We start from the raw sequence: 21,340 nt of genomic DNA on the forward strand, positions 1-21,340 counted from the left end.
TTTAAATAAATTTATGCTATAATTTAAGCTGTAATTTTTTGGTGAGGGAGAAGTGTTAATGAATATATTATTAACTGGTGGAATTGGCTATATAGGGAGTCATACAGTAATAGAATTATTAAAGGACGATAATAATTCTGTAGTTGTTATTGACAACTTAATAAATAGTAAAAAAGAAGTTAAGGATATAGTTGAAAAAATAACAGGAAAAAGTATAAAGTTTTATGAAGGCGATTTAGTAAATTTTGAAGATATAGATAAGGTTTTTAAAAATGAAAAAATAGATGCTGTTATACACTTTGCTTCTCTTAAGGCAGTAGGGGAATCAGTAGAAAAACCTTTAGAATATTATAATAACAATATTATTGGGACTTTAAATCTTTTAACAAGTATGAGAAATCATAATGTTAAGAAATTTATATTTAGTTCTTCAGCTACTGTTTATGGAGAAAGTGAAATAGTACCTGTACATGAAGGTCTTCAAGCAGGATTTGCAACAAATCCATATGGTAGATGTAAGGCTATAATAGAGGAGATTTTAAGAGATATATATATATCAGATAATTCATGGGATATTGTACTTCTTAGATACTTTAATCCAGTTGGAGCTCATGAAAGTGGATTAATTGGAGAATTACCTAATGGAATACCAAATAATCTTATGCCTTATGTTTCAAAGGTGGCTGATGGTGAATTAGACTACGTAAGAGTATTTGGAGATGACTATAACACTCCAGATGGAACTGGTGTAAGGGATTATATACATGTTGTAGACTTAGCAAGAGGACATGTAGCTGCTATGAAAAAGTTAAAGGATGGTTCTGGGATTAGTACATATAATTTAGGAACTGGACAAGGTTATTCTGTATTAGATATAATAAAAGCCTTTTCAAAGGCATCAGGTAAGGAAATACCTTATAAAATAGTAGATAGAAGAGCAGGAGATATTGCTATAAGTTTTGCAGATCCATCAAAGGCAGAAAAAGAACTTGGATGGAAGGCTGAGAAAAACTTAGAGGACATGTGCAAAGACTTCTGGAAATGGCAATGCGTTGGAATGAAAAACTTTAAATAAACTTCATATTAAGATTTATTTTTAGCTAGTTTTGATTTTGAAATTACCTTAAAGACCTAACTTAATTTCGTAAAGAGTTGCTATTAGCTACTTCAGAATAATAGCTAAAGCTTTTAAACTCGCTATGCTCAAACAATAAAAGCTTCTTAACGCTATTATTCTTACGTATATAATGCAACACTAATTGCTTATTAAGATGGTCTTACAGGTCTATTTCAAAATCAAAGGCACTTTAAATTAGAACTTAATATTAAAATTTTGATTTACAAGGGGATAAGAGGATGAACAATAAAATAAGAAAAGCTATAATACCAGCAGCAGGTCTTGGTACTAGATTTTTACCTGCAACAAAGGCACAGCCTAAGGAGATGCTTCCAATAGTTGATAAGCCAACTATTCAATACATAATTGAGGAAGCTATAGCTTCAGGTATAGAGGAAATACTTGTTATTACAGGAAGAAGTAAAAAATCAATTGAGGATCACTTTGACCGTAATGTTGAACTTGAAATGGAACTTGAAAAGTCAGGGAAAACTGAACTTTTAGATTTAGTTAGAGATATATCAGATATGGTTGATATCCATTATATAAGACAAAAAGAACCAAGAGGACTTGGACATGCTATCTATTGTGCTAAGACTTTCGTAGGGGATGAGCCTTTTGCCATATTACTTGGTGATGATGTAGTTTATAATGAAGAAAAGCCATGCTTAAAGCAATTAATTGATTGTTATAACGAATATAGAACTAGTGTATTAGGTGTTCAAACTGTTCCAGAAGAAAATGTTTCTAAATACGGAATAGTTAATGGAAAACACATTGAAGGTAGAGTTTATAAAGTAAAAGGCTTAGTTGAAAAGCCATCACCAGAAGAAGCACCTTCAAATGTTGCTATATTAGGAAGATATATAGTAACTCCAAGAATATTTGATATATTAGAAAACACAAAACCTGGTAAAGGTGGAGAAATCCAATTAACAGATGCACTTTTAGAGCTTATGAGCGAAGAAGCTATGTATGCTTATGACTTTGAAGGAAGAAGATATGATGTGGGAGATAAACTTGGATTCTTAGAAGCAACTGTTGAGTATGCTTTAAGAAGACCAGATCTTAGAGATGGGTTTATTGATTACTTAAGAGAATTATCTGCTACAGAAAATATCTTTACTGAAGCAAATGGTAAAGAAAAAAAGGATAAAGAAGAAGAGCTTGTAACAGAAGCTTAATTTTAGAAAGCTGTATCAAAATAACTTATAAATAAACTTATAAATCCCTAATTAATTTCATTTATTTTTTAGCTAGATTTGTAAGAGGTTTAAGGAGTTTTGATACAGCTTATTTTTGTGATTAATTTGATTAAAATAAAAATAAAGAGGCTATACTTAATAAAGTAATATAAAGCTATTTATTTTATGAGATTCTGATTTCTAAAGAATATTTATAAGATTATATTAATGAATAATAGAAGTTTTTTAGCATTAATACTGTATTTAGAAATCAACATTAACTTAAATAATATATTAATTAAAGCTTAGAATTAAAAGGAGAATTTATGATTATTATTTCCCAAAACACATTTTTAGTAGTAGGAATTTTACTCTTTTGTTTATTTAGAGGAGCAATTAAAATTAAAGGAATAATTAAGGAAGAATACATATATAAGCAAATATATTCTAATGAAGAATTTATTTTTGATTTATTTTGTATTTACTTAATTGGAGTTGCCTCTAAGGTCTATTTTCCACTTACCATAGCTTGGGGAAATAAGCTTGTTTATAATCCACCAGAAGTTTGGCTTAGTCCTTTGTGGAGCATAAAGCAAATATACCATCAAGGAGGATTGGGAGATGTTATTTATCAGCTGATAGGGAATTCAATTATGTTAAGTCCAATGGCATTTTTTCTTTGCTATTTTTATAGTATAGATGAAGAAAAATTAACTTTAGGAAAAGGTATTATAGATAAAATCAATAAAATTTTAGAAAGCTTTGAATTACATAATAAAAAGAAGCTGAAAGAGGATTTATATGTACCTTCATTAAATACAGTGTTGAAATTTTGCTTTTTTATGTCTTTATTCATAGAGAGTTCCCAGGTTATATTATCCTTAGTTTTTCCTAATACAAAAAGATTTTTTGAAGTAAATGATCTTATGTGTAATACTTTAAGTGGAGTTTGGTGATATTATATTTATATTAAAATTATTAAATTAGATATAATACCAAGAAAGATATTTAAGTTATAAAATAAAAAGTAATTTTTTTATTGAGGCTATAAGTAGGCTAAGAGTATTTAATATAGAAATAAAAAATATTTTCTTAAAATAACATTTGACTTATTAGAGAATTAGGAATATACTTAATACAAGTCAGAGAGACAATTTAATGACGCGGGATGGAGCAGCTGGTAGCTCGTCGGGCTCATAACCCGAAGGTCGTAGGTTCAAGTCCTGCTCCCGCAACCACAAAAAGTTCTACTTTTTTAAGTAGAACTTTTTTTATTTAGAATAAATAAAACTACCTGCTATGGGGGGGGACAATAAGTTCTTATAAAATTATTGCAATCCACCAGTTTTACAGATATTTATGACTTTGTTTGATTATAAATTAGAAGATTTTTTAGAGAGAATTTTTTATATATCTACTTTAAATGAATATCATAATATATTTCTTATTGAATTTATATGTAATAATATTACTTATAATAATATTAACGGAAAATATCTATATAATTAACTTTATTTACAATATTTAAATAAAATGTTAAAATAATATTTGGAAATTTTTAATATATTAGTTAAATTGAGTGGATTAATAGAGGTGTTTTATGAAAAAAGTAAGAGAGAAAGTAGCTATTGCCGTAGCTATAGCAAGTATAACTACTATATCTAGCTTTGTAATAAGCAATGGAAAGAAAGTTTATGCTGAAGAAGTAAGGGTTACAGCTACTGCTAATGTAGATAATATTAAGGATAATGGAAAACAATTAAAAAATGAAAGCCCTAAGGCAAATACGCAAGAAGATACAAATGTTAAGAATAAAGATTTAAAAACTGATGAAAAAAAAGATATAAAAGAAGTTGAAAGTAACTTTGTAAAGAATGCTGAAAATAAAACAGAAAAAATCAATGAAGATAAAAGTTTAGAGAATAATAATAACAAGGTGTCTACTAAATTAGAGTCTAGTGATAAAGATGTAAAGGAAATTAAAAGTGATAAAGATAGTAAAGACAAAGATTCCAAAGAAGTTAAAGATGAAAATGTAGAAAAAGTTCATAATAAAAAGGATACTGTAGAAGAAGTAGAAAATAAATCTGATCAAAATAATGAAGATAAAATAAATACAGATAAGAAAGTAGAAGTAAAAAGTAAAGATAATGAAACTTCTAAAAGAGATGAAGAAAGCAAGAAAATAAAAGGAGAAAATAAGGAATCTGAAAGTAAGTTAGATAAAAATAAAGCTTTAAAAAGTGATTACATAAATATTAATGAATCTGGACAAGCATTAACAGTAGGTACAGAAAGCCAAAATAATAGTGTAACTGATGAAAATGAAAAGGATGGATGGCAAACAATAGGTGGTAAAACATATTATTTTGAAAATGGAAAGGTATCAACTGGAAAGAAAGAAGTATATGATACTAAGAATGGATATTATAAAACATATTTTTTTAATGAGGATGGAACTCTTGTAACTGATACTGGAATTCATGATTATTGTGAATCTTGGGGAGGAAAAAGAAAGGTCTATGTAAACAATAAAGGTGAAGTTGAAAATGGTTGGAAAACAATAGATGGTAAGACATATTATTTTGATCAATATAATGGTATGTTAACTAATGTTCATGAAATAGATAATGGTGATAAAAAAGAGGCATATTTATTTGATAATGATGGAGTTTTAAGAAAAGGCACTGGATTAAAAGAAATAGATGGGAAGTGGTATTACTTTAATAAGGATAATAGCTTAGCAAGTGGTTGGAAAACAATAGATGGTAAAACATATTATTTTGATACGTATAGTGGTAGAGCAAAGGGAAGTATAAGAATATATGATTCTAATCATGAAAAATACAAAGTGTACCTTTTTAATGAAGATGGAGCTCTTATAACTGAACCAGGTATTCACACTTATCATGAAAATTGGGGTGGAGAAAGAAAGATATACGTAAACAATAAAGGTGAAGTTCAAAGTGGATGGCAAATAATAGATGGTAAGACATATTATTTTGATGAAAGTAATGGTATGGTAACTTGGGTACATGAAATAAATGAGAATGATAAAAATAAATCATATTTATTTGATAAAGATGGAGTTTTAGTAAAGGGTTCTGGATGGAAAGAGATAAATGGAAATTGGTATTATCTTAATAATGATAATAGTTTATTAGAAGGTTGGAAAACAATAGATGACAGGACATATTATCTTGATAAATATAATGGAATGGTAAATGGGGTTTATGAAGTAAATAGTGGGGATAAAAAGGAAACTTATTTATTTAATAAAGATGGATCCTTGGTAAAAGGCAATGGTTTAAAAGAAGTAAATGGTACATGGTACTACTTTAATAGTGATAATAGCTTAGAAAATGGCTGGAAAATAATAGATGGCAAAACATATTATTTTAATAAGTATGACGGTAGGTTAAGAGGATGTGTAAGAGTATATGATGATTTAAATCATGAAAAATACAAAGTATATTTCTTTAATGAAGATGGAGTCCTTATAACTGAACCAGGTATTCATACTTATCATGAAACTTGGGGTGGTGAAAGAAAAATATGCATAAATAATAAAGGTGAAGTCCAAAGTGGATGGCAAATAATAGATGGTAAAACATATTATTTTGATGAACATAATGGAATGGCAAAGGGAGTAAGTTGTATAAGTAACGGGGATAATTATGAAGTTTACTTATTTAATGAAGATGGAAGTTTAGTAACAGGAAATGGTTGGAAAGAGATAGATGGTAAGTGGTATTATTTCAACAATAATAATAGTTTAGCAAATGGGTGGAAGACTATTAATGGAAAGACATATTATTTTAGTTCTCACATGAGTATAGGACCAACTTTAATACAAGGTAATAGACCAGAAAAATTAGATTTATATTATTTTGGAGAAGATGGAGAATTAATAAATAGAAAAGGATGGGCAAAATTAAATGATGACTGGTTCTATTTCAATGATGATAGTTCATTAAAAACTAAGTGGCAAACAATAGGTGGAAAGACATATTATTTTAATGAAACAACAGGGGCTATGGCAACTGGTCAAAAAACTACTTATGATTACTTTAATCATGAGGAAAAAATATACTGTTTTACTTCTGATGGATCCTTGTTAAAAGGAAAAGGCTGGTTTAGTAAATATGATGAATATAATAATTATAAAAAAGTTTGGTTCTATATAGATGAAGATGGAGTTTTAAAAACAGATTATCAAACAATTAATGGTAAGGATTATTATTTTTATTGTGATGGAAAAATGGCTACTGGAATAGTTAATGTTGAAGGTGTTACAGGAAACCCTAAGTTCTATTATTTTGATAATAATGGAGATTTATTTAAAAAAGAGGGATGGAAAAAAATAAATGAAAAATGGTATTATTTAAATGAAGATGGGTCTTTAGTTAATGAATGGAAAAAATCAGGAAGTGATTGGTATTATTTAAATCCTAATTATGGAATGGCTATTGGTCCTACAAAAGTCCAAGATGATATGTGTTTAGGTATTAATGTATATTATTTTGAAGAAGATGGAAGATTAACTAATAGAACTGGATGGATTAACCATATAAATGGAGAATTTAGTGATTGGTACTATGTTGAGAATGGTGGAAAGGCAGCATTAGGATGGAATAAAATCAATGGAACTTGGTACTATTTTAATAGTGATGCAAAAATGGTTACAGCTCCAACTAGAATATTTGATAAAGATAGTTCAAAAGAGAAGATTTACTTCTTTGATAAGAATGGTGCATATAGAAGATATTCAGGATGGTATGAACTTAAACCTGTAGATGGAGAGCCATGTTGGTATTACTTTGGAGAAGATGGTTTAGCTAAAACAGGTTGGCAAACAATAAATGGAAATAAGTATTGGTTTGCACCTAATGGAATAATGTGTAAAGGAACTAGTACTATTTTTGAAAATGAAGTCGAAGATGGTTGTTATAAAGTAGATTTACCAACATATTTATTTAATGAAAGTGGAGCTTTAGTAACTAGTGAAGGATGGCATAAGGTTACTTTATATGATGGAGAGAAGTGGTGTTATACAGATAACACTGGATTATGTAAAAAAAGATTAGAAAAGATAAATAATAAATATTATTATTTTGAACCTCATAATGGTTTAATGGAAACTGGAGTAATTTCTATATATGGGTTTAATGGAAATAAGGAAGCAAATTATTTCTTTGATGAAAGTGGAGCATTAAATACTTCAAAAGGATGGCATAAGTGCAAAGATAGATATAATTCTCATTATATTTGGTGTTATATTGATGATAATGGTGAATTGGCAGAGGGATTTAAAGAAATAAATGGAAACAAATATTACTTTGAGAGTGGAGTTATGAGTACAGGAAAGACTGAAATAGAGGGAAACCAATATTACTTTAATGAATCTGGATTGATAGCAAAAGGTTGGAGCCAGAATAAAGATGGAGAATATTACTATACAGATAATAATGGTATTATTCAAAAAGGATGGCAAAAAATCAATGGAATTTGGTATTATTTTAATGACGGTGGAGTAATGGCAACTGGTCCTAAATATATGTTTGATGAAAACACTTATGACACAAAACTATATTATTTTGATAATAGTGGAGCTCTACAATATAAAAAAGGTTGGGTTAATCATATTGGGAAATATAATAATGACTGGTACTATATAAACTCAAATAATGAATTATCAACTGGTTGGCAAAATATAAATGGAACATGGTATTATTTCTATGAAAATGGAAAAATGGCAAAAGGTTCAACTGCAGTTACTTATTCAAATGGTGATAAAAGATATTATTGTTTTGATAATAGTGGAGCATGGGTTACTAATCCAGGATGGCATTCATGGCAAGATGAAGGTAATAAGACATGTTGGGCTTATATAAATAATGATGGAAGCTTGGCTGAAGGATGGAAAGAGATAAATAATAAATGGTATTATTTCTACAAAGAAAATAAAGTTATGGCTAAAGGTGCTATTAAGGAATGGGATTATAAAACTAATAAACCATATATTCAACATTTCTTTAATGAAGATGGATCTTGGGATGCTTCAGAAGGATGGAAGTCATTTAAGAATTTAGAATACTCACCAGATTTACAATGGGCTTATGTTGAATCAAATGGAAGATTAGCTTCTGGATGGAAGATGATTGGTGGACAATGGTATTATTTTGATGAAGGTAATGGTTTCATGGTTACAGAAAAGAGATATATTGATGGTAAGTTTTATGAATTTAATTCTAATGGTACTTTAAAAAATTAATTATAGGGCTGTTTTAAATAATATTTAAATAAAAGAAATTCTGTAAAACAGGGATCTAATATTACTAAATAAATATTTATTTAGTAAAGTGAGGAGTTATATTTAAAGTAAGTTTATTAACTTTAGATATAACTCCTTTTTAATATTTTAAATGTTATCTAAATTATTAAAAGTTATATATTTAAATTTAATAAAATTACCTATATAATGCTATTAAAGGATAATTTGTATGTAGACTATTTAGATTTTTGCTTTAACTTTTTATAATGAATTTAGTTTAATTAAGACTTTTATGTATAGCCTTTAACAGCTATTGTTAAGGTTTTCTTAAAAGGTTAAATTTTCTTTAAAAGTTAAAATCAATTTAGAAGAGTTCATACAAAATATTAGTATTAATATAGGGGGAAAGAGTTAATAGATAACTTTATGAGAATTATGAGTATAAATTATAATGAGAATTTTAAAACTTTTCATCTAAGGACAAAGAATACAAGTTATGTTTTGAAGGTTATGGAGACAGGACATTTAAGTCATTTGTATTGGGGAAGAAAGTTAAAAGCTGATAACTTAGAGTATTTTGTTAGAAGAAGAGGTTTTGGAAGCTTTGCAGCTGATACTGATAATATAAGTGGATTTCAGTTAGAGTTAATACCTCAAGAGTGTCCAACCTTTGGAGCTACTGATTTAAGAAGTCCAAGCTTAGAGTTTCAATATGAAGATGGTACATCAGCTACTGATTTAAGATATAAGTCACATAGAATTTACGAAGGAAAGCAAAGACTTTCAGGTTTACCAGCTGTGTATGTTGAAAGTGAGGAAGAGGCTACTTCCCTAGAAATAACTTTAGTTGATTCTTTAAAAAACTTAGAGGTTATCTTAACATATAATGTTTTTGAAAACTTTGATTCTATTACAAGAAGTTTAAAGATAGTGAATAATAGTGATGAAAAGATAAATATAGAGAGAGTTTTAAGTGCCAATGTAGACTTTACAACTGATGAATTTGATTTTATTCAGCTTTCAGGATCTTGGGGAAGAGAGAGACATATTCTTAGAAATCCTTTAAGAAGTGGAAGCCAAGCTATTGAAAGTAGAAGAGGGGCAAGTAGCCATGCTCAAAATCCTTTCATGGCTCTATGTAGTAAGGATGCCAATGAAGAATATGGAGATGTTTATGGCTTTAACTTAGTTTATAGTGGAAACTTCTTAGCAAATGTGGAAGTTGATATGTATAGAAATGCAAGAGCTCAAATAGGAATAAATCCTTTCGATTTTAAATGGTTACTTGAGTCAAAAGAAGAGTTTCAAGCACCAGAGGTAGTTTTAGTTTATTCCTCAAAGGGACTAAATGGCATGTCTCAAATTTATCATAATCTTTATAGAAAGAGATTGTGTAGAGGAAATTATAGAGATAAGGTAAGACCTGTGCTTATAAATAACTGGGAAGCCACATATTTTGACTTTAATGAGGTTAAGATAAAGGAAATAGCTAAGGAAGCTTCAAAGCTAGGAATGGAACTTTTTGTTCTTGATGATGGATGGTTTGGAAATAGAAATGATGATAAAAGTTCCTTAGGAGATTGGTTTGTTAATGAGGAAAAATTAAAGGGTGGACTTAGTAAACTTGCTAAAGATATAAATAATATGGGGTTAGAGTTTGGATTATGGTTTGAGCCTGAGATGATTTCACCTATTAGTAAACTTTATGAAAAACATCCAAATTGGTGTATTCATATTCCAGGAAGAACTAGATCACAGGCAAGAAGTCAGTTAATATTAGACCTATCAATGAAAGAAGTATGTGATTATATAATAGAATCTGTTAGCAAAATTCTTGAAAGTTCTAATATATCTTATGTTAAGTGGGATATGAATAGAAATATGACAGAGGTGGGTTCTTTAGGATTAACTTCAGAGAGACAAAGAGAAACAGCTCATAGATATATTTTGGGATTATATAGGGTTATGGAGGAAATAACAAGTAGATTCCCTAATGTATTATTTGAAAGCTGCTCAGGTGGTGGTGGAAGATTTGACCCAGGAATACTTTATTATATGCCTCAAACTTGGACAAGCGATGATACAGATGCCATAGAAAGATTAAAAATACAGTTTGGAACCTCTATGATTTATCCTCCAATTTCCATGGGATGCCATGTTTCAGCAATTCCTAATCATCAAGCTAATAGAACAACTCCACTTGAAACTAGAGGGGTATCTGCTATGGCAGGTAATTTTGGATATGAGCTTGATATAACTAAGTTAAGTGAGGAAGAAAAGGAAGAATTAAAGGAACAAATAAGTTTATATAAAGAAATTAGAGAAACTGTGCAATTTGGAGCTTTGTATAGATTAAAGAGTCCATTTAATAGTAATGAAGTTGCATGGATGATGATTTCAGAAGATAAGAATGAGGTTGTTGTAAGCTATGTTAGACAGTGGGCTTTAGTAAATGAAAGCTTTAGCAATTTAAAACTTACAGCCTTAGATAAGGATTCAGAGTATGAAATAATAGGAGAAGACACAATCCTTAGTGGAGATGAGCTTATGTATATAGGTTTAAATATTCCAGAACTTTATGGAGATTATGTTTCAAAACTTTGGAGATTAAAGAGAAAAACTTTAAAATAACTAATAAGTGGCGTGTATCAAAATAACTTTTTATAAAACTTACAAACAGTATGAAGAGAATATCTAGATCTAGTAATTCCCTTTATATGTTTGTAAGTTTTATTATATTCTGATATATCACCTTAATAGGCCTTTAATCAATTTCTTTTGCTACCACTACTATTCTAGCATTAACAAAATCATATCCACAGGTTATTAGAGTTAAGATTCTATCATTAGAATTTAAATCTATGCCCTCTCTTTTAAATAGTGATTTTGCTTCTTGTTCTTTTAAATATTTTTCATAATCTTCTTTGTTTGAAAATTTTGTTTTTATTTCAGATTCTAAGTCCTTAGCATTTTCTTGGTAAACTGAAAAAATTTCGAATGTTGATTTTTTTCCTTCTCTATAAAGAGTTACATATTTATTTGCATTGAAGAAATTTTCATTTTTAAAATGTTTAATTTGAGCAAACATAGTATCATTTCTCATGTTATGACCATAAACAACTATATTAGAATCATCATTTAAATTATTTTCTGAGTCAACAAAAATTGAACCTGAGAAGCTTTTTTCTTTGTTAAAGTTATGATGCAAGTAGAAATCATTATCTTTTCCTTGAACCACTGGAAAATCTATATTAGTTCCTTCAACTTTTATCCAAAATCTATAGTCTGGATTAATATTTTTTAAGTTCTTTTCACTTTCTGCATCCTGCTTATGTTCCTCTGGACTTTTATTAACAGAAGAATCAGATAGAGGAGAAAGACTTCTTAAGTTATCATAATCTCTTGAATCAGTGTAATATCCTAAACGTTTTTGATATATTTTCATTGCACAAAAGAAAATTATAATTAATAGAATTAAACTTATTATTTTTTTAATTCTTAATGAATTTTTCATAATACTCACCTCTAAACAACGAATTAAATTTTCCCAATAAAACTACGATAATTTCAATATTACACCAATTTATTAGTTAATACAACAATAGATTTTTATATTTAAAAATTTACATTTACGTAATAAAACATGCAATTCACGCTATATGTATTGAGATGATTTACTTAAGATGTTATAAATAATCTGCAAACAATATTTTACATATCTGTAAAGTTGAAAAGGAAGAAAAGGAATAATTATGAAAAAAGGTATAAAAATTTTTTATAATATTTTATTTTATAGTTTTTTAACTATACTTATAGCATTTTTACTTCTAGGCTTTTTTGCTAAGAAAAGTGATTCTGGAATTAGTATAGGAGGATATAGAGTTTATGATATTTTAACTGGAAGTATGAGTCCTACTATAAAGCCAGGAAATTTGGTAGTTGTAAAGGAAACATTACCAAATGAGGTGAAGAAAAATGATGTTATAACTTTTAAAAGTGACATAACTAATAATGTTACAACTCATAGAGCTATAGACATAGTTAATAGTGATGGAAAAACTGAATTTATAACAAAAGGTGATGCAAATAATACTCAAGATCCTGTACCTTTAGATGAAAAATTACTTGTTGGGAAGGTTATTTTTCAAGTGCCACATTTAGGTAGCTTTTTGATTAGCTTACAAAAAAACAAGTTAATATTTATAGGTTTACTTGTAGTTATTATCTTAATTGATTTTATATTCAATAAATCTTTAGGAGCAAGAAAGAAAAGTTAGATTTAAATTATAAGAATAATATAAATAATTTATAAACTGGGAGGTAATTTAAATTGAGTAAGAAGAAAATAATAGGCTTATGTATAGCCGGTGTTTTAGCAGTAGGAAGTATAGGAGGATCTTTAGCTTGGTTTACATCAAGTGATTCTGTAACAAACCCATTTTCAACAGCAAGTACAGATAATCCTAGCAATCCAAATTCAGGAATAAAAATACATGAAATTTTCAATAAGGAAGATGCTGATAATACATTACCAGGAGATAAGGTAACAAAACAAGTTAATGTAATTAATAAAGCTACATATGATCAATTAATTAGAGTTAAGATAAAAAAAGTATGGAAAGATGCTAAGGGAGAGGAAAAGCCTGATTTAGATACAAAGAATATAAATTTAAACTTTGAAAATAACTTAACTGATTCTAATAAGCCTGAAGAAGGAAAATGGATAGAAGGTTCTGATGGATATTATTACTATAATGGAATAGTTAATCCAGATGGACAAACTGCAAACTTATTAGAAAGTGTTACATTATCAAAAGATACTACAAATGAATTTAAAGGATTAAAATTTGATGTAGTTGTTGATTCAGAAGGTGTACAAGCTGCTAATGGTGCAGTAAATGATTCTTGGAAAGATGCACCACAAGTTATAAAAGATTTAGGTGCAGGCACTAATGCACATAAATAAGTAATATTTTAAATTAAGTTATAACCATGATGCAAGGAGTGAAAAGGATGAAGAATCTAATAAAATCCTTTTTATTTACTATGGTATTTCTTTTAATAATATGTAAGCCAGGGGTTGCAAGTACATTTGCAACCCCTAATGTTGAATTAGAAGGAAATGCTGATGGTATAGTATTCATTCAGGGGGATGAGCCCTTTTTATGGTCAGATAATATTCTTCCAGGAGATAAGCTTGAAAGAAATATTTTATTAAATAACAAGCATAAGGATTCTTATAAAATATTTATGAGAGCTGAAAGAATCAATAAAAAGGAAAGTTATGATTTATTAGAGAAGATAGAACTTAAGGTAATATATGATGGGAATTGTATATATGATGGATTTGTTAGTGGGCAGAATGGATTAGAAAATAACATTTATTTAGGAGAAGTAAAGCCAGGTGAGTCTAAAAAACTTGAGGCTTTTGCAGAGTTTCCTGGAAAAGAAGCAGGAAATGAATACAAAAATAAGAAAGCGCAAGTTGATTGGATTTTTACTGCTGTCAAGGATAGTTATGGAAAAGAAGATAGTTCACTATATATAGAGAACTGTAAAGAAAATGATGTAATTAATATTAAGGATAAGATAGATAAAAAAACAATTGTTCCAAATACTGGTGATACTGGTGTTGGAATATATTTAGTATTAATAATAATTTCTTTTTTACTACTAGCAATAGTAAATAGTAAGAGAAAAGAAAAAAATTAGTATTTATAGATGAGGTAATTGATGTGAAGAAAAATAGATTTTTTAAGGTTTTAATAGGATTTATTATTATTACCAGTATATTTTCTATTACAGTATTTGCTAAATATTTTACTTCTTCAGATAATGTTGTAAACAACTTTGGAACTGGAAGTATTAGTGTTAAGATTGCTGAGAGGTTTAAACAAAATGAAACTTGGAATGGAAATGAAATTAGTAAAAATGTAAAAGTGAAGAATACTGGAGATAATGGTGAGCTTGTCAGAGTTAGTATAACCCCTAGATGGATTGATGAAGATGGAAATCCTTGGCCTGGAGATACTAATTTAGTTACTTTAAATTTAAAAAATATAGTAGACTCAAGTAATAAAGATAAGAATGAAGGTAATCTTTGGATAGATGGAAAAGACGGGTATTATTATTATTCAAGTGTTTTGCCTAATGGAAGCAAAGATGATATTGATGCAGAAAAAAATAATAAATTTGATGCAGCAAGTAGATATGAGGATTCATTAACTACTAATAATAAAAGTAACTATAGTTCAGAAATATTAAGTTCAGTAAGTTTAAAATTAAATGGTTTAAGTGAATATGAAAGAGGGAGATATAAGGGAAAAAGATTAGTGGTAGATGTAAATGTAGAAGCAATTGCACCAAAGAAATCAGAAATTTCATCAAAATGGAATGAGATAAATAATGATGTTAAAAATTATTTGGAATCAATTTGTAATTAAAAAAGTAAGGTGAATTAATATGAAGATAAGTAAGAAGATAATATTGATTTTAGTTGCAATGTTTTTAAGTTTAAATTTCCCTTATAAAGTAACTAAGGCAGTAAATGTAAATAAGTCAGAGAGAGATTCAAATTGGGTGCAGACTAAAAGTAAAGTTGATTTACTTAAAACAGCTACAGATTTAGGAAATGAGGAGTATGAAATATCATTAAAACTTAAAGGAAATAAGAGATCAATAGTAAATCCTGTAGATATTATTATGGTAGCTGATAAATCCGGAAGTATGGAATATGAAATGCCAACTTTAAAAAGAGCTATGAAAAATTTTTTAGATGATATTGAAAGTTCATTTGGAGATAGAGCGAATATATCATTAATAGAATTTTCAGGAGAAAATAAAACTTATATAGGGAGATATTGTGATTTTAATGGATTTAATTGTTATGAAAAATACTTTATTAAAGGATCCATTGATGATGCTAAAGTTTTATGTGATTACACTAGTGAGTATTCAACTGTAAAAAGTAAAATTGATAAAATTACAGCTTATGGAAGAACAGATATTGAAGCTGCTTTAGAGCTTGTTAAAAAAAAATTAGATGATAGAAATTCAAATAATAAAAAATATGTTGTTTTTTTTACAGATGGTTTGCCAATTCAACTTTTGAACATAGAAACTAGAGAATATCCAAGCCTTGATTATATAGAGAAGTACATAATTCCTCATACCAAGGAATACTTTTATGAAAAAGGATTTTTGGATAAAAATAAAGTTAATTTTTATTCTATTGGATTATTTACTGGAAGAAGATTCGATTCTGAAAAAAAAATAGCTAAAGATTTTATAAAAAGCATAAATAATTCTGGATCATATTTTATCACAGATGATAGTAATAGGTTAGATTCGGTTTATAATGACATAGCAATGAATATCATTAATGAAAATAGAATTATGGATGATGCAGTTCTTACTGATATAGTTCCTAATAATTTTGAAATAGTAGAGAATGCTTATGGACAAGGGAAAACATCTATAGCTACTAATTTAAATGATGATAATGATTCTAAGTTTAAAAAAGAGTTAAATATTAGACAACCTAAAGTTACAAGCGAAAATTCAGAAGAAAAGTTAACATGGAATTTAGGTACAGTGAATTATAGTGGTATGGAGGTAAAGTTTAAAATAAGATTAAAAGATAAGTATTATGGTGGTGAAAATATTCCTACAAATACAAAAGCAGCTATAAGTTTTTATGATCCTTTAGATTCTAAAAAAACTAGAAAAAATGAAGAATTTAATATACCTAAAGTAACTATTCCTTATCAAAAAGGAACTATTAGTGTAAGTAAAGAATTTGATGGTAATAGTGATTTAAAAGATAAATATAATAATGAAACGTTCACTATATGTCTTAATGGTGGCGAAAAGGGTAAATATTATTTGAAGGTATTTCCAAATGGAGAGTCTTCAGTTATGAAATTTTATATAAAAGATATGAAAACAGATATATCTAATAATAAAGATTTATCTATAAATTATTTAGTAGCCGGAGAATATAAGATTGAAGAGTTAGATAGTTTAAATTCTGATTTAAGTACTATAGAGGTAAATGGTATTAAACTTGAAAAAAATAATTATAAATTTACGTTAGACAAAGATAATAATGACATAAATATAGTGATAAAAAATAAAATGAAAAATAATAATGGTTTTTATGATGAGGATAAAATAGAAAACTCATTTGGAGTTTTTGAAGGGTAAGTTAAATACTATTAATAATTTAAAATTCTATTTTAATTATTTAAATTAAAATAGAATTTTTTCTTGTTTAAAATATGATTTTAGAATAATAATTAAAAATTAATATAGTGAGAAATTTAAATTTCATTGATGATTTTAAAGAAATTTAAAAAATCAATGTGATTTTACCAATATTAATTTAAATAATAATTTGAAAATATATATTTTTTGTGAAATAATTGAATAAATTTTGAATAATTATTATAATTTATATGTAATATAATGTTATGGAGGTAAAATTATGTTAAATATAGCAATATGCGATGATGAAAAAGTCCAGCGCAATATATTAAAGGATATGTTATATAAAATATGCAATAAAAATAATATGGATGTCATCATTGATGAATTTTGCTCAGGAGTAGATTTGTTAAATGTATATAAAAGAAATACAAAAAAATATAGTATAGTTTTTTGCGATATACTCATGGATGAAATGAATGGAATAGAATTGTTAAGAAAAATTGGAGAATTAGATGCGTTCATACAAGCTATTTTGATAACTGGAAGTGAGGAGTATGTTTTTCAAGGGTATGATGTGGGAGCATTAAATTATTTAATGAAACCTGTTTCTTTTGAAAAATTAGAAAAAGAATTTTTAAGAGCTATAAAGAGTTTAAATTTTACTAGCCCATCTAGATATGCAATAAATATAAATGGAAAAACTAATTTTATAGACCTATCAGAGGTATTATTTTTTGAGGTTAATAACAAGACAATTACTGCCAATTTAGAAAAAGAGAGTATAGATTTCAATATGAAAATAGCAACATTAGAAGAAGAACTTAAAGGTAGAAATTTTTTAAGATGCCATAGGAGTTATTTAGTTAATATTTCACATATAGATTCTATTTTGCAAAATAAAATTATATTAAAAAATAGCGTTGAAATACCTGTTGGAAGAGTTTATAAAAAAGAGTTAAAAACATTCTTAATGAATAGAATAGGCGATATGTAATTTTATGTACGTACGGAATGTTATAGAATTATTTTATATAATATATATTTCTTTTATTGGTATTTCTAGCTTTTTTTATTTAGACAAGAAAATTGATCTGAAAAAGAGAGTGTTCACTACAATTATTTTAAATTTTTTTCTTTTACTTATTAATTATATTTTTTATATTAATGAGCTTTCCTGTTTTTTTGAAGCTTTAATTATATATATATACTATGTATATTTATATAAAAAAAATACAACTTCTATATTAATGTCTTCCATATATTTATTAAATCTTTCATTGGGAAAATACATACTAATGTTTATATATTCAGTTATGATTTTTGATTTAGAAGTGTTGAAAATCATGAATAATATTATGTTTCTTTGCTTCATAATACTTTTAATATTAATGATTACAGTAGTTGTATTTATAGTAAACTTCTTTAAAGAGTGCATTATAAATGTAAATGACTTAACAATAAAAAAACAAACTAAACTGGTATTTGCAATTGGAATAGCTGTTTTATTATCTGAAAAAGTTTTTGATAATATTGCATTAAATGCAGGTTTAGTATATAGAGTTAATATAAGTACAATTAGTATAGCTGTTAATTTAGCAATAATACACTTTATTACATACAAGAGGTTTAAGGAATATAAGGCTAATTCTCAAATAAATATTTTGGAGAAACAATTAGATTATCAAAAAAATTATTATGAGAAGGTAATTAATAACTATGGTGAGGCGAGAAAAGCTCTTCATGATATGAATAATCATATGAGTGTTATTAAGTATTTTTTAGAAAACAAAGATTATAAGAATATGGATGATTATATACAATCCTTAAGTGAGAGGATTGTTACAAATAAGGATAATAATATATGTAGCAATAAGGTTATAAATGCTATATGTCTTGATAAATGTGAGAGGTGTAAAAAAGAAGGAATTAATATAAGATTTGATACTATTATAAACAAGAAGCTAAAGATTGATGACTTAGATTTATGCATTGTCCTAGGAAATTTAATTGATAATGCTATAGAAGCTTGTGAAAAAATAAATGATAAAGAGATTCAAAAGGTTATTCAGGTTAGTGCTAGAATTTATCTAAATCAAATTTATATTAAGGTAATTAATTCAAAGAATAATAAAGTTGAAAAGAGAAACAACAAATTTTTAACTAGTAAAAAGGATAAGAAAAATCACGGAATAGGCTTAGAAAATGTAAAAGAAGCAGTGCATAAAAATCATGGAGATATTGAAATTAAAGATTCAAAGAATACTTTTGAAGTAAGTTTATATATGAAATGTTAAGTTTGTATTTTAGATAAAATAAGCAAGAATATTTATAAGATTATTTTAGAAATTTTTGGCTAAAGTTCATAAATTATAAATATAAATTGCAATTTATACTGTAAAAAAGACCAATTTTTATGTAAAATATATAGTATATAACAATTTATCTCACAAATAAAAATATGGAGGAAAAATATGAAGAATGGAAGAAGAGTTAAAAATCCTAAAAGAAATTCTTCTAGTAGAAGTAAATCTAAGGTTCTAGATATTTCAATAATAATTTTAATAATAGCTTTAGCATTAGTTATAGCTGTTGGAACCATAAGGGATAAGAAGACTTTAGCTAAAAATATGGAAATTTATAGCTCAGATTCAAGTAATAACTCTGAAGATAATAAAAAGCAAGCGACCACATCAAATCCTTATGAAAAAATTAAAAAAGGTGAAGAAGTCAATATTTTAGTTTTAGGTAATGGTGTAGGAATTAGTGAAGGAAAAACAGATGAAAGTGGTAATTGGACAAGTAGTCTTTCTAAATGGTTAGAAGAAACATATAAATCAAAGGCTAATATAACAAATTTATCACAAGATAAAGCTACAGTTAAAGTAGGTTTAGAGGAACTAGAGAAAAATAAAGATAATTTTGATTTAGCTTACATAATATTTGGTGAAAATGATCAAAAGGAAATTAAACCTAATGAATTCAAAGAAGATTATGAAAAAATAATTAAGAATTTAAAGGAAAGAAATAAAAATATCTCTATAGTTCCTATAATAGAGAATTCTCTTAGAAAGAAAAATGAATACACAAATTTAATTGAAGACATTGGAAAAGATAATGATATAAAGGTTTTAGATATGGCTACAGTATTTACAAAGGACCCAGCCCCTTATGCTAAATTAACAACTAAGGGTGGAATATATCCAAATAATGTAGGATATAGCTTATATTTTTCTAACATAAAATCTTTAATAGAAGCTAATATAGCAGCTTTAAATTAATATAATTTATATTTTAGAAAAGATTAAGTTTAGAGGGGAATTTAAGAAAGTAAAATATCTTTTATTAAGTGAATTATAAATATCACATTTATAGTATATTAATTATTCTAGTTAATAAAGAATAGTTGGTATATAAATGTGATATTTTTTTATTTAAGTAAAATTTAATTTTATAGGGATATTAAATTTAAGATGGTTAAATATTTACCTTTTTATTTTGTATGTAAAAGGGTTATTTTACTTAAATATACTTTAAAATTGACTTTAAATGCTTTGGAATGATAATATACTTAGGTAAATTTAACATATTTATAAAGTAATTAGGGGTTTTTGTTTGTATGATGTTAAATTAACGTAAGGAAAGTTGGTGAATTTTATTAGGGATTTATTAAATGAGAATAATATAATTCTCAAGGCTAAAGCTTTTAACAAAGAAGAGGCAGTTAGATTGGCTGCGGAGCCTCTTTTAAAAGATGGAAGTATAACAGAGGAATATGTAAAAGACATTTTAGAGAAAATCAATGACTTAGGACCATATATGGCAATTATGCCAGGGGTAGTTATTGCTCATTCTAGACCAGGTGATTATGTTCTTAAAGATTGTATTAGCATGCTTACTTTAGAAAATCCAGTTGAATTTGGTCATGAGGATAATGATCCAATAGAAATAATTTTTGTTATTGGAGCAAAGGAAAATACAGGTCATTTAGATGCTTTACAAGATTTGGCAAGGGTTTTAATAAATGAGGATTCTGTTAATAAAATTAAAAATGCTCAAAATAAAGAAGAGATAATGGAGCTTTTTATGTAATTTATTAAACTTTTCAAAAAGTAACTTATAGAATATTTTAAATTAGGATATTTTATAAGTAATATTTATTTGTAGATAAGTTTTAAGAGATGAATTGACTTCTAAGGGATAAGTATTAAAAGGATCTTTTGAAATTTAAAGCTATCTATATACTATTATGGAGAGGAGGGGATGTAGGTGAAAATTATGACTGTATGTGGATTTGGAGTTGGAACAAGTTTACTTTTAAAAATGACAGTTGATTCAATTCTTGAAGAGGAAGGAATAAATGGTGAGGTTGAAGCTATTGATATGACTTCAGCATGTGGAAATTCTGCAGATTTAATTTTAACATCAAAAGAAATTGGAAAAGAGATAGAAGGGCAAGTAAGTGGAAAACTTGTTTATATATCAAACTTTATGGATAAAGAAGAAGTAAAGGAAAAGATTTTAAAAGCTATAAGAAATTAAGAAAAATTAAATTAGATT

The 21,340-nt window shown here is 27.0% G+C and carries 16 protein-coding genes and 1 tRNA gene; 16 read left to right on the top strand and 1 reads right to left on the bottom strand.

Translation table 11 applies throughout. The annotated features are described in order from the left end of the window. Positions 1-58: 58 nt before the first annotated feature. From galE to CPF_RS02460, 6 genes are all read left to right on the top strand, one after another. Entirely contained in the window at positions 59-1,075 is a 1,017-nt protein-coding gene (galE, locus tag CPF_RS02435) for a UDP-glucose 4-epimerase GalE (protein ID WP_011590221.1), read from the top strand. Between the two features lie 281 nt (positions 1,076-1,356). After that, positions 1,357-2,301 carry a UTP--glucose-1-phosphate uridylyltransferase GalU gene (gene galU / locus CPF_RS02440; RefSeq protein ID WP_003455278.1) on the top strand — a complete coding sequence of 315 codons (945 nt, stop codon included), beginning with the start codon at positions 1,357-1,359 and terminating at the stop codon, positions 2,299-2,301. A 326-nt stretch (positions 2,302-2,627) separates the two neighbouring features. Next, on the top strand, positions 2,628-3,257 hold the full coding sequence (locus CPF_RS02445) for a VanZ family protein (RefSeq protein ID WP_011590222.1): 630 nt from the start codon (positions 2,628-2,630) through the stop codon (positions 3,255-3,257). Between the two features lie 206 nt (positions 3,258-3,463). Beyond that, positions 3,464-3,539, top strand: a tRNA-Met gene (locus CPF_RS02450). A gap of 362 nt (positions 3,540-3,901) precedes the next feature. Next, complete coding sequence (locus CPF_RS02455) at positions 3,902-8,575, top strand: cell wall-binding protein (protein ID WP_011590223.1); 4,674 nt, start codon at positions 3,902-3,904, stop codon at positions 8,573-8,575. A gap of 426 nt (positions 8,576-9,001) precedes the next feature. Next, positions 9,002-11,206, top strand: coding sequence for an alpha-galactosidase (locus tag CPF_RS02460; RefSeq protein WP_011590224.1), 2,205 nt, complete (start codon positions 9,002-9,004; stop codon positions 11,204-11,206). A gap of 133 nt (positions 11,207-11,339) precedes the next feature. On the opposite strand, the gene srtB is transcribed toward CPF_RS02460, so the two are convergent. Then, on the bottom strand, positions 11,340-12,089 hold the full coding sequence (srtB, locus tag CPF_RS02465; RefSeq protein ID WP_003455633.1) for a class B sortase: 750 nt from the start codon (positions 12,087-12,089) through the stop codon (positions 11,340-11,342). Between the two features lie 238 nt (positions 12,090-12,327). On the opposite strand from srtB, the gene CPF_RS02470 reads away from it, so the two are divergent. The 10 genes from CPF_RS02470 to CPF_RS02515 all read left to right on the top strand — a co-directional run bounded on the left by CPF_RS02470 (position 12,328) and on the right by CPF_RS02515 (position 21,322). Further along, positions 12,328-12,852 carry a signal peptidase I gene (locus CPF_RS02470; RefSeq protein WP_011590225.1) on the top strand — a complete coding sequence of 175 codons (525 nt, stop codon included), beginning with the start codon at positions 12,328-12,330 and terminating at the stop codon, positions 12,850-12,852. A gap of 53 nt (positions 12,853-12,905) precedes the next feature. After that, positions 12,906-13,541, top strand: coding sequence for a SipW-dependent biofilm matrix protein BsaA (gene bsaA, locus CPF_RS02475; RefSeq protein WP_011590226.1), 636 nt, complete (start codon positions 12,906-12,908; stop codon positions 13,539-13,541). 47 nt (positions 13,542-13,588) lie between these two features. Next, positions 13,589-14,287, top strand: coding sequence for an LPXTG cell wall anchor domain-containing protein (locus tag CPF_RS02480; RefSeq protein ID WP_011590227.1), 699 nt, complete (start codon positions 13,589-13,591; stop codon positions 14,285-14,287). Between the two features lie 23 nt (positions 14,288-14,310). Continuing rightward, the gene (locus tag CPF_RS02485) at positions 14,311-15,018 is read left to right on the top strand and encodes a hypothetical protein (RefSeq protein WP_011590228.1); all 708 of its coding nucleotides are present in this window, start codon (positions 14,311-14,313) and stop codon (positions 15,016-15,018) included. A gap of 19 nt (positions 15,019-15,037) precedes the next feature. Continuing rightward, positions 15,038-16,780: a vWA domain-containing protein gene (locus CPF_RS02490; RefSeq protein WP_011590229.1), complete on the top strand. Its 1,743-nt coding sequence runs from the start codon at positions 15,038-15,040 to the stop codon at positions 16,778-16,780. 280 nt (positions 16,781-17,060) lie between these two features. Next, positions 17,061-17,777 carry a LytR/AlgR family response regulator transcription factor gene (locus tag CPF_RS02495; RefSeq protein WP_011590230.1) on the top strand — a complete coding sequence of 239 codons (717 nt, stop codon included), beginning with the start codon at positions 17,061-17,063 and terminating at the stop codon, positions 17,775-17,777. Between the two features lie 301 nt (positions 17,778-18,078). Continuing rightward, on the top strand, positions 18,079-19,077 hold the full coding sequence (locus CPF_RS02500; RefSeq protein WP_233419462.1) for a sensor histidine kinase: 999 nt from the start codon (positions 18,079-18,081) through the stop codon (positions 19,075-19,077). Between the two features lie 177 nt (positions 19,078-19,254). Next, positions 19,255-20,061 carry an SGNH/GDSL hydrolase family protein gene (locus CPF_RS02505; protein WP_011590232.1) on the top strand — a complete coding sequence of 269 codons (807 nt, stop codon included), beginning with the start codon at positions 19,255-19,257 and terminating at the stop codon, positions 20,059-20,061. A gap of 367 nt (positions 20,062-20,428) precedes the next feature. Beyond that, positions 20,429-20,872: a PTS sugar transporter subunit IIA gene (locus CPF_RS02510; RefSeq protein WP_003449981.1), complete on the top strand. Its 444-nt coding sequence runs from the start codon at positions 20,429-20,431 to the stop codon at positions 20,870-20,872. A 177-nt stretch (positions 20,873-21,049) separates the two neighbouring features. After that, positions 21,050-21,322: a PTS sugar transporter subunit IIB gene (locus CPF_RS02515; RefSeq protein WP_003455220.1), complete on the top strand. Its 273-nt coding sequence runs from the start codon at positions 21,050-21,052 to the stop codon at positions 21,320-21,322. The last annotated feature ends 18 nt before the right edge of the window (positions 21,323-21,340 follow it).

The organism is Clostridium perfringens ATCC 13124 (assembly GCF_000013285.1).
GTDB lineage: Bacteria > Bacillota > Clostridia > Clostridiales > Clostridiaceae > Sarcina > Sarcina perfringens.

Bases quoted from the DNA above. Each gene is read 5' to 3' on its own strand.
- galE (WP_011590221.1), top strand. From the start codon at position 59: ATGAATATATTATTAACTGGTGGAATTGGCTATATAGGGAGTCATACA.
- galU (WP_003455278.1), top strand. From the start codon at position 1,357: ATGAACAATAAAATAAGAAAAGCTATAATACCAGCAGCAGGTCTTGGT.
- CPF_RS02445 (WP_011590222.1), top strand. From the start codon at position 2,628: ATGATTATTATTTCCCAAAACACATTTTTAGTAGTAGGAATTTTACTC.
- CPF_RS02455 (WP_011590223.1), top strand. From the start codon at position 3,902: ATGAAAAAAGTAAGAGAGAAAGTAGCTATTGCCGTAGCTATAGCAAGT.
- CPF_RS02460 (WP_011590224.1), top strand. From the start codon at position 9,002: ATGAGAATTATGAGTATAAATTATAATGAGAATTTTAAAACTTTTCAT.
- srtB (WP_003455633.1), bottom strand. From the start codon at position 12,089: ATGAAAAATTCATTAAGAATTAAAAAAATAATAAGTTTAATTCTATTA.
- CPF_RS02470 (WP_011590225.1), top strand. From the start codon at position 12,328: ATGAAAAAAGGTATAAAAATTTTTTATAATATTTTATTTTATAGTTTT.
- CPF_RS02480 (WP_011590227.1), top strand. From the start codon at position 13,589: ATGAAGAATCTAATAAAATCCTTTTTATTTACTATGGTATTTCTTTTA.
- CPF_RS02490 (WP_011590229.1), top strand. From the start codon at position 15,038: ATGAAGATAAGTAAGAAGATAATATTGATTTTAGTTGCAATGTTTTTA.
- CPF_RS02495 (WP_011590230.1), top strand. From the start codon at position 17,061: ATGTTAAATATAGCAATATGCGATGATGAAAAAGTCCAGCGCAATATA.
- CPF_RS02500 (WP_233419462.1), top strand. From the start codon at position 18,079: ATGTTTATATATTCAGTTATGATTTTTGATTTAGAAGTGTTGAAAATC.
- CPF_RS02505 (WP_011590232.1), top strand. From the start codon at position 19,255: ATGAAGAATGGAAGAAGAGTTAAAAATCCTAAAAGAAATTCTTCTAGT.